The sequence below is a fragment of the Bradyrhizobium embrapense genome, from assembly GCF_001189235.2.
GTDB classification, from domain to species: domain Bacteria; phylum Pseudomonadota; class Alphaproteobacteria; order Rhizobiales; family Xanthobacteraceae; genus Bradyrhizobium; species Bradyrhizobium embrapense.
In genome coordinates, this window is the sequence record NZ_LFIP02000004.1 from 260,642 (window position 1) to 273,216 (window position 12,575).

Sequence of the window (12,575 nt, forward strand, 5' to 3'; positions counted from 1 at the left end):
TTGCGCCCCTCAAACCAGCCCGGTACCCCACTAAGCTGATACACGGTTGGGTTGCAACGTCGCAATGGCTGCCAGCGGTGAAACAACCGATCAAGGGCACGGGGCGTGGTCGAGTCTACAGCGTCTGGACGTCGACCACTCCCGCGACCGCCTTGATCGCGCCGGCGATCTGCGGCGAGACCTTGTAGCGGCCGGGCAGCTTCATCTCGACCTCGGTCTCGAGGTCCAGCATCATCACCAGCGAGACGTCACCATCCGCGCCGGCCGCGGGTGGCGGCGCGGCGGCCGGCTTTACCACTGGCGCCTTTGCGGGAGCACCCGGGGCGGGCGTGGCGTCCGGCATGTTGAGCCGGCGCGCGATCGAATCCAGCGGCTTGGTGTCGCGCACGAAAATCCGCAGGCCCTTTTGCGTCTTGGCCGCGGCGTGATCCAGCGGCTCGGCGTGCAGCACCCGCGCCCGCACGTCCTCGCCCTGCAGTTCGGCGCCGAGTTGCAACAGCACGGCAGCCCCCGGCTCCAGCACGTCCCGGTACTGCGCGAGGCCTTCGGAAAACAGCACCGCCTCGAAATGGCCGGTCGGATCCGACAGGCCCATGATGCCCATCTTGTTGCCGGTCTTGGTGCGCCGTTCCATCCGCGACACCACGGTTGCCGCGACCTTGCCTGCCGTCGCGCCGGTCTTCACCGCGCGCGAGAATTCCGCCCAGGATTGCACGCGCAGCCGCTTCAGCGCGGTCGCGTAGTCGTCGAGCGGATGGCCCGACAGGAAGAAGCCGATCGCGTCATATTCGCGCCGCAGCCGGTCCGCGGGCAGCCATGGCTCGACCTGCGGCAGCGTGATGCTGGGCGCATCCGGCGCGCTGCCGAACATGTCGTTCTGGCCCGAGGTCGCCGCCTCGTGGCTGCGCTGGCAAGCGGCGAGGATCGCATCGGCGCCGGCGAAGACGCGGGCCCGGTTCGGATCCAGCGTGTCGAACGCGCCGGCCGCCGCGAGGCTTTCGATGATCCGCTTGTTGACGGCGCGCGGACTCACTCGCGCGGCGAAATCCGCCAGCGAGGTGAAGGCGCCCTTCTTGTTGCGCTCCTCGATGATCTGCTCGACCGCCTGGATGCCGACGCCCTTCAGCGCGGCGAGCGCGTAGTAGATCGTGTTGCCGCTGACTTCGAAGGTCGGGCCGGAGCGATTGATGTTGGGCGCTTCGACCTTGATGCCGAGCCGCTGCGCCTCGGAGCGGAATTCGGAGAGCTTGTCGGTGTTGTTGAGTTCGAGCGTCATCGACGCCGCGAGGAACTCGACCGGGTAGTGCGCCTTCATGTAGGCGGTGTGGTACGACACCAGCGCATAGGCCGCCGCGTGGCTCTTGTTGAAGCCGTAGTCGGCGAACTTGGCGAGCAGCTCGAAGATCGTCTCCGCCTGGCCCTTCGACACGCCGTTCTTCATCGCGCCGGCGACGAAGATGTCGCGCTGCTTGTCCATCTCGGCGCGGATCTTCTTGCCCATCGCGCGGCGCAGCAGGTCGGCCTGGCCGAGCGAGTAGCCCGCCATCTGCTGCGCGATCTGCATCACCTGCTCCTGGTAGATGATGACGCCGAAGGTCTCCTTGAGGATCGGCTCCAGGATCGGATGCAGATATTCCGGCTCCTCGTCGCCGTGCTTGCGCGCGCAATAGGTCGGGATGTTCGCCATCGGGCCCGGGCGATACAGCGCCACCAGCGCGATGATGTCCTCGAAGCGGTCCGGCCGCATGTCGATCAGTGCGCGCCGCATGCCCTGGCTTTCCACCTGGAACACGCCGACCACGTCGCCCCGCGCCAGCATCTGGTAACTCGCCGCATCGTCGATCGGCAGCGTCGCAAGGTCGACATGAACGTCGCGCTGCTTGAGCAGCTTGACCGCGACGTCGAGCACCGTCAGCGTCTTGAGGCCGAGGAAGTCGAACTTCACGAGCCCCGCCGGCTCGACCCATTTCATGTTGAACTGGGTGACCGGCATGTCGGATTTCGGATCGCGATACATCGGCACCAGCTCGCTCAGCGGCCGGTCGCCGATCACGATGCCTGCGGCGTGGGTCGAGGCGTGGCGCGTCAGGCCTTCGAGGCGCTGCGCGATGTCGAAGGCGCGCGCCACCACCGGATCCTCGTCGCGGAACGCCTGCAGCTTGGGCTCGCCCTCGATCGCCTGCGCCAGCGTCACCGGCGCGGCGGGATTCTGCGGCACCAGCTTGGTCAGCTTGTCGACCTGCCCGTACGGCATCTGCAGCACGCGACCGACGTCGCGCAGCACTCCGCGCGCCTGCAGCGTACCGAAGGTGATGATCTGCGCTACCTGGTCGCGGCCGTAGCGCTCCTGCACGTACTGGATCACCTCGCCGCGGCGGTCCTGGCAGAAGTCGATGTCGAAGTCCGGCATCGAGACGCGTTCGGGATTGAGGAAGCGCTCGAACAGCAGCGCGAAGCGCATCGGATCGAGGTCGGTGATCGTCAGCACCCAGGCGACCAGCGAGCCGGCGCCGGAGCCGCGGCCCGGTCCTACCGGAATGCCCTGCGCCTTCGCCCATTTGATGAAGTCCGAGACGATCAGGAAGTAGCCCGCGTATTTCATGCGGGTAATGACGTCGAGCTCGAAGGCAAGCCGCTTGGCGTAGTCCTCCTCCGTCATGCCCGGCGACAGACCGTGCACCCGCAGGCGGTTGGCGAGCCCCTCCTCCGCCTGGCGTTTCAGCTCGGCGGCTTCGTCGGCGGCGGCGTCGGAGCTCGCGGCGGCACCGACCGTGAAGAACGGCAGGATCGGCTTGCGGGTCTTCGGGCGGAACGAGCAGCGCTCGGCGATCTCCACCGTCGAGGCCAGCGCCTCCGGAATGTCGGCGAACAGCACCGCCATTTCCGCGCGGGTCTTGAAGCGGTGATCCGGGGTCAGTTGCTCGCGGTTGGTCTCGGCGATCAAATGGCCGCCGGCGATGCACAGCAACGCATCATGCGATTCGTAGTCGTCACTGCTGGCGAAATACGGCTCGTTGGTCGCAACCAGCGGCAGGCCCTTGCTGTAGGCAAGGTCGATCAGGCCGCCCTCGGTGCGGCGCTCCTTGTCGATGCCGTGGCGCTGCAATTCGACGTAGAGACGATCGCCGAACAGGCTCGCCAGGCGTTCGCAGCGGGTCGCCGCCAGCGCCGCCTGCTCGGCACGCAGCGCCAGCGCGATCGGCCCATCGGGCCCGCCGGTCAGGGCGATCAGATCCTCGGCGGCGTCGGTGAGCCAGTCGAGCTTGATGTGCGGCGTCTGGTTCACCGGCGTCTCCAGGAACGCCCGCGAGTTCAGCCGCATCAGGTTCTGGTACCCGCGCTCGCGTGCCGCCAGCAGCACGATTCGCGCCGGACCCGTCGTCGCCAGGATGCTCCGCGTATTGGGGTCGACGTCGCCGAAATCCACCGCCAACTCGCAGCCGACGATCGGCTGGATGCCGTAGCCGGCCATCTTGTCGGAGAATTCCAGCGCCCCGAACATGTTGTCGGTATCGGTGAGCGCCAGCGCCGGCTGGCGGTCGGCCTTGGCGAGTTCGCCGAGCTTGGCGATCTTGATCGAGCCCTTCAGCAGCGAATAGGCGGAATGGACGTGTAGATGAACGAATCCGGCGTTCGGCATGGCTGCTTACGGGATCTCTTGGAGGCAGGGATGGCGCGAGTACCAAAGCCGGAACTCGAAAGCATCAGACCCGACTCGCATCCCCATCGTGGGGCCTGGGTCCTGCCAAGTCCACGTCGAAGGCGGCGTGGCGGCAGGTCGTCCTGCTTTTCCCCAGATGCAACCTGGGCCCCCTGTTCCGCGGGCACATTTCAGAACTGGGTGATCAGCTGGGCCCAAACCGCGATCATCCCGACGAACAGCGTGATCGACGCCAGCGCTGCAGCTTCCTGCACGAAAATCTTCAACATGGCCGCTCTCCCTGAACTGGAACGTATGCAGAACATTGTTCCTTTTTTGTTCTCGGAGTCAAGCTACAGCGATGGACCGATCGGGAAAGTGATCTTGATAGTTAACCGCGGGGGTTTTGGGTGCTGTTCTGATGAAAACGCGCGCGAGGCGACGGCCGGAAGCTGACGGCACCAAGCCCGTTTGATTCCAGTACTCCCCGTGAGCAGAGGAAAACGCAGGAGCACTCGCGATTTTGGTTCTAACGCTGACGCCGGCCAGCGCAGAAAAGGTGTCCAAGAGACAGCAGGCCATCGTCAAGCACATCAAGGCCGAATGCAAGGCGAAGGCGGCGCAACAGGCCAAGGGTTACGGCTTCGTCGAAAGGTGGCGCGCGTATTCGGACTGCATTAACGATGCATCCAAGGCCAACGCCGGGCTCGACTTCGCTGATTTCGACTAAGGAGCACGTGGCTGGTTACCGGCCGCTTGTATTGGCGGGCACGACAGAGCTCCCTACGAGCTCAATCGGAGCAAGACAAAAACCCGCTGCGTTCACGGCCGATGGTTAATCCACCAGGCCAACAAAAAACCCCGGGCCGAAGCCCGGGGTTTTCGATGCCGCTTGGATTAAGCGAGCGATCAGTAACGTGCGACGATCGGGCCACCGAACTTGTAGTTCAGACGGCCGAGGACCATGTCGGTGTCGCCACCGGTGTGGAAGCCGGTCACACCGACGCCAGCCGGGGTGACGAAGGTCGCACCGTGCGTGTCTTCGAAGATGTGGTTGTATTCGACGCCGAGCGACCAGCCCTGAGCGAAGGCGAATTCGAGGCCAACGCCGACCGTCGGGCTCCAACGGGTGTCGTAGCCGGTCTGGGACGCCAGCGCGCCGCCGGGTGCCAGGAACTGGTAGTTGCGATCGGTGACCGCAGCACCGCCCTTGGCGTACAGCAGGACGTTGTTCCAGGCATAGCCGATCTGGCCGGTGAACAGGCCGAACGCATCGGTCTTCGAGCGAACGGTGCCGCCCGGGACGAGCAGGTTGCCCGTGCTGCCGGAGAAGTCAGCCCAGTTGCCCTGAGCTTCCAGGCCCCAGACCCAGCCGCCGGTCTGCCAGCGGTAGCCGATCTGGCCACCGACGGTGCCGCCGTTGGCGTCGTAGCTGCCGGCCTGGCCGATGCCGTCGACCGAACGGTTGTCGTGGCTCTGGCCCCAACCACCGTTGATACCGATGTAGAAGCCGGTCCAATCATACACAGCGGCAACCATGGGCGGCGGAGCCTTCGTGTAAGGGCGAGCCGCGAGGTCAGCCGCAGAGGCAGCAGTCGCGCTGAGCGCGAGCAGGCTGGCGGTGACAAGCAAAATCTTTTTCATTTTCCCGTTCCAACTTTTTCTACAGGCCCCCAAGGCCGCGAGACACCGTCATAGCAGCCCCCGTCGGAATTGCTGTAACTTCGCTGCAACAGGCAGGCCCAAACGACTTCGCTCAAATTTGAAGTTAATACTGCGTTACAAGCACTTTTTGGAACTTTTGCCACATAGCTGCCGCACAATTTTCACAATTCAAAACTGCTTGGGCAAGCTGCCCGCAAGATCGTGTTGACCGGAACCGGCTTGTCCGATTTGGATCGTCGCCGAGATCGAATCTTCGCAGCGATTAAGGAATGCACATGCGGACGATGATTCTTGCTGCTGCGGCGTCTGTGCTTGCGCTCGCTACCCTTGGTACGGCGCCCTCGCATGCCGTCGGCGTGCGCTACCCGTTCTGCATCCAGGGCGATCGCTATCCCGGCCTCAGCAACTGCTCCTATCCGTCTTATGAGGCGTGCCTCGCCACCGCCTCGGGCATCGGACAGAACTGCATCGCCAATCCCTATTATGCCGGCGACAACGACCCGCGCTCCTATCTGCATGCCTCTCCGCGTGATCGCCGTGAGGGCAATTTTTTCGACCTGTTCATTCACTGACATCTGGCCGGGTGGCGCCGCCGCGGGAATGTGAGTTGATCGCTCCGGCCCGCCGGTGCCTATTCGCACCGACGTTCGGCGGGAGCGTTGCCGGCGCCAGATCGACTGGAGCTTCTGATGCGAAACCTGATTCTGGTACTGTTTCCGGCGCTCCTAGCGCTGGGTGCCATCGCAAGCACGCCAGCCAATGCCCAGAAATACGATTCGACCTCGCCGGTCTGCAAGACGAACTACCGATGGGGCGGTGAGGATACCGACTGCGGTTACACGTCACTGGAGCAGTGCCGGGCCTCAGCGTCCGGCCTCGCCGCGATTTGCATCAACAATCCCTATTATGCCGGGCCGCCGATCGATCGCCGGCCGAGCCAGTCTGGCAAACGGCCTCGCCCCGCCTATTGAAGGCCCAAGCGCGCCTTCCACTTCGATTCAATCATACCGGAAAAGTCTTTAGATTTCGCGCGCTTAGCGAGCATTCTTCACACGAATCGCGACCCACTTCACGCGAAGCGCTATTCGAGTTCGACGACCTGTCCGTTCGACAGCGACACCCGGCGATCCATCCGCGCGGCGAGATCCAAATTGTGGGTCGCGATCAGCATCGCGACGCGGGTCGCCTTCACGAGCTGCATCAGCGCGTTGAACACGTGATCGGCCGTTCCCGGATCCAGATTTCCGGTGGGCTCGTCCGCAAACAGCACCCGCGGTGCGTTCGCAACCGCGCGCGCGATCGCCACGCGCTGCTGTTCACCACCCGAGAGTTCTGCGGGACGATGGGTGATGCGATCGCCAAGCCCGAGATAGGCGAGGATCTCGGTCGCACGTTTCACGGTTTCGGAGCGCTTGAGGCCACGAATCATCTGCGGCAGCATGACGTTCTCGAGCGCCGAAAACTCCGGCAGCAGCCGGTGCGACTGATAGACGAAGCCGATATCGGAGCGACGAATCTGCGTGCGGTCGATGTCGGACATCTGCGAGGTCGGCGTGCCCGCGACATAGACCTCACCCTCATCGGGGCTCTCCAGCAGGCCCGCGATGTGCAGCAGCGTCGACTTGCCGGATCCCGACGGCGCCACAAGCGCCACCGATTGACCGGGCCACAGCGCCAGCTTGGCACCGTTCAGGATCGTCAGCGTCGCCTCGCCCTGCCGGTATTCCCGCTTGATATCGTGAAGATAGACAACCGGTACGTCTTCCGCCCCCTCCGCCATGTGCGCTCCTATTCGTACCGGAGCGCTTCGACCGGATCGAGGCGCGCGGCGCGCCACGACGGGTAGAGCGTCGCCAGGAAGGAAAGCGTCAGCGCCATGATCACGACGGCGAGCGTCTCGCCGAAATCGACCTCGGCCGGCAGCTTGGAGAGGAAATACAGCTCCGGCGAAAACAGTTCGGTGTTGGTGAGCCATGACAGGAATTGCCTGATCGATTCGATGTTCAGGCAGATCAGCATGCCGACCGCAAAGCCGGTCAGCGTTCCGACCACGCCGATCGAGGCGCCGGTGATCAGGAAGATTCGCATGATCGAGCCCTGCGAGGCCCCCATCGTGCGCAGGATCGCAATGTCCTGGCCCTTGTCCTTCACGAGCATGATCAGCCCCGAGACGATGTTGAGCGCCGCGACCAGCACGATCATGGTCAGGATCAGGAACATCACGTTGCGTTCGACCTGCAGCGCGTTGAAGAATGTCGAATTGCGCTGCCGCCAGTCGACCAGGAAGACCGGCCGGCCGGCCGCCTCCGTCACCAGCTTGCGATAGGTTTCGATCTTGTCCGGATTGGTGGTGAACACCTCGATCGAGGACACGTCGTTGTTGCGGTTGAAATAGGCCTGCGCCTCGGTCAGCGGCATGAAGACGAAGGTCGAATCGTATTCCGACATGCCGATCTCGAACACCGCCGTGATCTTGTAAGGCTTGATGCGCGGCGTCGTGCCCATCGGCGTCACCGCGCCCTTCGGCGAAACCAGCGTGATCATGTCGCCGGCATGCAGCGAGAGCTGATCGGCAAGCCGGCGGCCGATCGCAACCCCCTGCCCCTCGTCAAAACCCTCGAGCGTGCCCTGCTTGATGTTCTTGGCGATCGAAGTGAGGTTGTTGAGATCGTCGGCGCGAATACCGCGGATGAAGACGCCGGCCGCGTTGAACGGCGATGATCCTAGTCCTTGCCCGTCTACGACAGGCGCGGCGAGACGAATGCCCTGCACCTGGCTGATGCGGTCGGCGACATCCTTCCAGTCGGTCAGCGGCGATTCCAGGGGCTGCACCAGGAGGTGGCCGTTGAGGCCGAGGATCTTGTCGAGCAGCTCCTTGCGGAAGCCGTTCATGACGGCCATCACCACGATCAGCGTGGCAACGCCGAGCATGATGCCGAGGAACGAAAAGCCGGCGATGACCGAGATGAACCCTTCCTTGCGGCGCGCGCGCAGATAGCGTCCGGACAGCAGCCATTCGAATGGCGCAAACGGCGGGGTACGGACTGGCTCGTTCATGGTCTCATCCATCTCTCGATAATCCCATGATTCGGGCCAAATGTGGCCGGATTACCCCGCCGATCGCGCGGCGTGAATAAACTTTAACCCGCGAGCTTCGCGACCACGTCGGCGGGGCTCATGTTGTCGCGCGAGCCATCGCTGCGGCGCTTGACCTCGACCTTGCCCTCAGCGAGTCCCTTCGGTCCGACGAGAATCTGCCAGGGGATACCGATCAGATCGGCCGCGGCGAACTTGGCGCCGGCGCGCTGATCGGTGTCGTCGTAGAGCACGTCGACGCCCTTCGCCGAGAGTTCGCGATAGAGCTGCTCGCAGGCTCCGTCGACAGCGGCATCGCCCTGCTTGAGGTTGAGGATCGCGGCGCGGAACGGCGCGACCGCTTCGGGCCACTTGATGCCCGCGTCATCGTGACAGGCCTCGATGATGGCGCCGACCAGACGCGACACGCCGACACCGTAGGAGCCGCCATGGATCGGCACGTCGACACCGTCGGGTCCCGCCACCATGGCCTTCATGGTGTCGGAATATTTGGTGCCGAAATAGAAGATCTGGCCGACCTCGATGCCGCGGGTATTGAGCCGCTTTGCTTCCGGCACTTCCTGCTCGAAGCGCGCAGCCTCGTGGACGTCCTCGGTCGCAGCATAGACCGAGGTCCACTGCTTGATGATCGGCGTGAGATCGCCGTCATAGTCGACGTCCTCGCCCGGTACCGGCAGGTCCAGCACATCGCGATTGATGAAGACGCCCGACTCTCCAGTCTCCGCCAGCACGATGAACTCATGGCTGAGGTCGCCGCCGATCGGGCCGGTCTCGGCCCGCATCGGGATCGCCTTCAGGCCCATCCGCGCGAAGGTGCGCAAGTACGCCACGAACATCTTGTTGTAGGAGCGCCGCGCGCCGGCCTCGTCGAGGTCGAACGTATAGGCGTCCTTCATCAGGAATTCGCGGCCGCGCATCACGCCGAAGCGCGGACGCTGCTCGTCGCGGAACTTCCACTGGATGTGGTAGAGGTTGAGCGGCAGGTTCTTGTAGGACTTGACATAGGAGCGGAAGATCTCGGTGATCATCTCCTCGTTGGTCGGTCCGTACAACAGCTCGCGCTTGTGACGATCGAGGATGCGCAACATCTCCGGGCCATAGGCGTCGTAGCGGCCGCTTTCCCGCCAGAGATCGGCAAGCTGCAGCGTCGGCATCAAGAGCTCGAGCGCGCCGGCGCGGTCCTGCTCCTCGCGAACGATCTGCTCGATCTTCTTCAGCACCCGGAAGCCGAGCGGCAGCCAGGCATAGATGCCGGCCGCCTCCTGCCGCATCATGCCCGCGCGCAGCATCAGCCGATGCGAGACGATCTCCGCCTCTTTCGGGTTTTCTTTCAGGATAGGCAGGAAAAACCGCGACAATCGCATGGTGTTACTCGGGAATCAGGAAAGCGTGGGAAGCGCAGCAGTGAAACCGGATCGGCCGTGAAAACACAAGGCCGCCAAATAACAAAAGCCCTTCAAATCAGGCGATTTTCGGCCATTTGAGCGATTTGCGTCCCGCTGGACTGCCCGGCGCGGCCGTCCGTCTACCTGACCTCGAAATCGTCTTCCAGCGTCACTTTCTTGAAATCGGTCACCAGGGCGTCAATCTGCATGTGCCAGCGGCCGGGGACCGGCAACGGCACCTTCTTGACGTGCCAATAGCCATCGGGACCCGGCGCGGCGCTCCGTTCCAACGGCTCGATGCCGCGATCCGGCAGGCTCAGCGTCAGTGTCGCCTCCTTGGCCGCGAACGGGCTGGCATCGCCGTTCATCAGCTGCAGCACGAAATCGTTCTGCCCGACCTTGCCCGGCGCGATCAGAACCTGGAACATCGCGGTATCGGTGTGGATGTGGACCGCGAGCGGAACGTCGTCTGACATCGCCAGCACGCGGGGCGGCGGCGTGAAGCGCCATAGTGCGACGAGGCCGAGGATGGCGATCATCAGCACGAACTCGAGCGCGATCGAGCGCTGCAGCGGCCGCGTACGGTGAAATTCGCGCGCAATCGCCGGCGTAAACACCAAACGGTTCAGCGCAGCGAGCGTGAGCAACAGCGACACCAGCACAAGTTTCGCCACGAGGACGTTGCCGTATCCAGTATCGATCAGCGCGCCAAAGCTTTCCAGCTGAACGACGGCAAGCGCGAGGCCGGACAGGGCGATCAACGCGACGACCGGCACGGCGAGGGTCGAAAACCGCCGGACTACCCGCAACAGCGAATCCTTGCGCTGCCAGGCCAGCACGGCGAGCGGCCCAAGCGCACCCATCCAGAAAGCGAGGCCAGCGCCATGGATGAACAGCGCGGTCCGCGTCAACCATTGCGGAGAAGCGGTGGCGGCATGGCCGCTGACCGCAAGCGACAGCCCAACGCAGATCATTGCGACTGCGGTGCTGATCCACGCCACGCCGAACGACGCACTGCGCCAGGCGATCGCCGCGATCGACATCGCGGCAATCGCCAGCAGCAGCGCGGTAAACAGGCTGGTGCCGGCGGCGCTGGCCCAGGCCGCCCAAGTCAGGACGCCCGTGATCGGCAGGTTCAGCAGGTCGACGCCCTGCAAGCCGAGCGAGGCGATCGCGCCGACAAGGCCGATCGCCAGCGACCACATGATCAGCCGTCCACCCGCTGCCCCCTGCCCGATCCAGGCGGCAAAGAACACACCGCCGACGCCGGCAAACAGCCCGAGATAGAGCCCGAGCCGCGCCAGCCAGATCAGCGCATGCAACACGCCGTCGCCAGCCGGCGCCGCCGAGCCCGTGACGACGCCGACCGAGAACAACAGCGAACCCGCAACCGGATGGCCATCCTGGGAGACCACGCGATAGCTGACCACCTGCGTGCCCTGCGGCAAGTCCGCCGGCAGGGTCACCACCAGCGATTCATCGACGGCGCGGATCGTGACGTCGCGCGGCTTGCCCGTAGCGTCGAGCAGGCTGACCGCGGTCGGCGCTACCGCTTCGTTGAAGCGGAGCACCGCCGTCTTCGGCGCCACGGTCACCACGCTGCCGTCCGCCGGCTCGGCGGCGATCAGGACGGCATGCGCATCGGCCGAGGTCGCAAGACACAGCGTCACGAACAACGCGGCAAGACTTCCAACGACAAGACTTGCGACCGCCCGCACGGCTTACGGCTTCGGCAGCAGCTTGACGCCCGGCGCCGGCGTCTTGCTGCCGTGGTCGTGCCCGCCGCCCTGCCCTTCGGCCGGAAGATCGATCCAGCGGCTGACGCCCTGCTCGCATTCCTGCACGACGGGAAAATACAACGTGGTGTTCGGCTTCAGCGTGTCGGTGAGAAACGTCTGCATCACGAACTCGTCGTAGTTCTGGTCGGAGAGCTTGCCACCGCTCCAGGCGACTTCCTTCACGCCCTCGGTGAGATTGGCACCGTGAAAGTCGTACTGGGCGGCGTATTTGCCGGTGACCATGTCGAGCGTCCAGCCGGGCTTCGGCATCGGCTTCACTCCGATCACGCCTTCCGGAATCTGCACGCGGATCTTGATCGTCGCCGATCCCGCGCAGCCATGCGGCACGGCGAAGACCGCCTTGTAGTACGAACCGATTGCCGCCTGCTTTCCCTCAAGCGTGACATGGGCGATGGCCGGCGACGCTGCGAGCAGCGTCGCCGTGGCAATGAGGAGCGTGGTTGATCGCATGGCCCCCTCACATCTTCTTCATGTCCATATGACCGGAATGGTCGCCATGGCCGGAATGATCGCCGCCGCCCGGCGCCTGCGCGCCGACGGCCTGCACATCGAGCGACACCGAGACCTTGCCGGCCTTCTCGAATTCGAGCGTGACCGGCACCTTGTCGCCCTGCTTCAGCGGATTCTTGAGGTCGAACATCATCAGATGATAGCCGCCGGGCGCGAGCTTCACGGTCTTGCCGGGTTCGATGGTCACGCCGTTGTCGAGCGCCCGCATCTTCATGACGCCGTTGTCCATCGACATTTCGTGGACCTCGACCTTGCCGGCGACATCGGCAGAGCCTGAAATCAACCGGTCGGGCGTCGCGCCCTTGTTCTCGATTGTCAAATAGCCGCCGCCAATCTTGGCACCGTTCGGGGTCGCGCGCGTCCACGCCTGCGTGATCACGAGGTCGCCGGCCTTGATGTCCTCGGCACGTGCAGAAGAAGAAGCGAGTACGGCGGACAGCGCTGCGAGAGCAAGGATGCGAGAGAGCATCTTCATTGGAC

General features: G+C 64.2%; 11 protein-coding genes. 3 read left to right on the top strand and 8 right to left on the bottom strand.

Annotated elements, in window-relative coordinates:
• Nucleotides 1-115: 115 nt before the first annotated feature.
• Nucleotides 116-3,640 (bottom strand): DNA polymerase III subunit alpha, encoded by a 3,525-nt coding sequence (gene dnaE, locus AKN83_RS20045; protein WP_050402421.1) that lies wholly within the window; start codon nucleotides 3,638-3,640, stop codon nucleotides 116-118.
• 559 nt (nucleotides 3,641-4,199) lie between these two features.
• Here dnaE and AKN83_RS39795 point away from each other — a divergent pair.
• Nucleotides 4,200-4,370, top strand: coding sequence for a hypothetical protein (locus tag AKN83_RS39795; protein ID WP_157113479.1), 171 nt, complete (start codon nucleotides 4,200-4,202; stop codon nucleotides 4,368-4,370).
• 179 nt (nucleotides 4,371-4,549) lie between these two features.
• On the opposite strand, the gene AKN83_RS20050 is transcribed toward AKN83_RS39795, so the two are convergent.
• Nucleotides 4,550-5,284, bottom strand: a complete 735-nt coding sequence (locus AKN83_RS20050) for an outer membrane protein (protein ID WP_050402419.1) — start codon at nucleotides 5,282-5,284, stop codon at nucleotides 4,550-4,552.
• Between the two features lie 296 nt (nucleotides 5,285-5,580).
• On the opposite strand from AKN83_RS20050, the gene AKN83_RS20055 reads away from it, so the two are divergent.
• Together AKN83_RS20055 and AKN83_RS20060 are read left to right on the top strand one after the other, a co-directional pair.
• Complete coding sequence (locus AKN83_RS20055; protein WP_244522032.1) at nucleotides 5,581-5,877, top strand: DUF3551 domain-containing protein; 297 nt, start codon at nucleotides 5,581-5,583, stop codon at nucleotides 5,875-5,877.
• Between the two features lie 117 nt (nucleotides 5,878-5,994).
• On the top strand, nucleotides 5,995-6,276 hold the full coding sequence (locus AKN83_RS20060; RefSeq protein WP_050402417.1) for a DUF3551 domain-containing protein: 282 nt from the start codon (nucleotides 5,995-5,997) through the stop codon (nucleotides 6,274-6,276).
• 110 nt (nucleotides 6,277-6,386) lie between these two features.
• On the opposite strand, the gene AKN83_RS20065 is transcribed toward AKN83_RS20060, so the two are convergent.
• From AKN83_RS20065 to AKN83_RS20090, 6 genes are all read right to left on the bottom strand, one after another.
• On the bottom strand, nucleotides 6,387-7,085 hold the full coding sequence (locus AKN83_RS20065; RefSeq protein ID WP_050402416.1) for an ABC transporter ATP-binding protein: 699 nt from the start codon (nucleotides 7,083-7,085) through the stop codon (nucleotides 6,387-6,389).
• 8 nt (nucleotides 7,086-7,093) lie between these two features.
• Complete coding sequence (locus AKN83_RS20070; RefSeq protein ID WP_050402415.1) at nucleotides 7,094-8,374, bottom strand: lipoprotein-releasing ABC transporter permease subunit; 1,281 nt, start codon at nucleotides 8,372-8,374, stop codon at nucleotides 7,094-7,096.
• A gap of 71 nt (nucleotides 8,375-8,445) precedes the next feature.
• Nucleotides 8,446-9,765, bottom strand: coding sequence for a proline--tRNA ligase (gene proS, locus AKN83_RS20075; protein WP_050402414.1), 1,320 nt, complete (start codon nucleotides 9,763-9,765; stop codon nucleotides 8,446-8,448).
• A gap of 161 nt (nucleotides 9,766-9,926) precedes the next feature.
• Nucleotides 9,927-11,504 (bottom strand): copper resistance CopC/CopD family protein, encoded by a 1,578-nt coding sequence (locus tag AKN83_RS20080; protein ID WP_050402413.1) that lies wholly within the window; start codon nucleotides 11,502-11,504, stop codon nucleotides 9,927-9,929.
• A gap of 3 nt (nucleotides 11,505-11,507) precedes the next feature.
• On the bottom strand, nucleotides 11,508-12,035 hold the full coding sequence (locus AKN83_RS20085) for a YcnI family copper-binding membrane protein (RefSeq protein WP_050402412.1): 528 nt from the start codon (nucleotides 12,033-12,035) through the stop codon (nucleotides 11,508-11,510).
• 7 nt (nucleotides 12,036-12,042) lie between these two features.
• Nucleotides 12,043-12,570: a copper chaperone PCu(A)C gene (locus AKN83_RS20090; protein WP_050402411.1), complete on the bottom strand. Its 528-nt coding sequence runs from the start codon at nucleotides 12,568-12,570 to the stop codon at nucleotides 12,043-12,045.
• Nucleotides 12,571-12,575: the final 5 nt, after the last annotated feature.

Bases quoted from the DNA above. Each gene is read 5' to 3' on its own strand.
- dnaE (WP_050402421.1), bottom strand. From the start codon at position 3,640: ATGCCGAACGCCGGATTCGTTCATCTACACGTCCATTCCGCCTATTCG.
- AKN83_RS20050 (WP_050402419.1), bottom strand. From the start codon at position 5,284: ATGAAAAAGATTTTGCTTGTCACCGCCAGCCTGCTCGCGCTCAGCGCG.
- AKN83_RS20055 (WP_244522032.1), top strand. From the start codon at position 5,581: ATGCGGACGATGATTCTTGCTGCTGCGGCGTCTGTGCTTGCGCTCGCT.
- AKN83_RS20060 (WP_050402417.1), top strand. From the start codon at position 5,995: ATGCGAAACCTGATTCTGGTACTGTTTCCGGCGCTCCTAGCGCTGGGT.
- AKN83_RS20065 (WP_050402416.1), bottom strand. From the start codon at position 7,085: ATGGCGGAGGGGGCGGAAGACGTACCGGTTGTCTATCTTCACGATATC.
- AKN83_RS20070 (WP_050402415.1), bottom strand. From the start codon at position 8,374: ATGGATGAGACCATGAACGAGCCAGTCCGTACCCCGCCGTTTGCGCCA.
- proS (WP_050402414.1), bottom strand. From the start codon at position 9,765: ATGCGATTGTCGCGGTTTTTCCTGCCTATCCTGAAAGAAAACCCGAAA.
- AKN83_RS20085 (WP_050402412.1), bottom strand. From the start codon at position 12,035: ATGCGATCAACCACGCTCCTCATTGCCACGGCGACGCTGCTCGCAGCG.
- AKN83_RS20090 (WP_050402411.1), bottom strand. From the start codon at position 12,570: ATGAAGATGCTCTCTCGCATCCTTGCTCTCGCAGCGCTGTCCGCCGTA.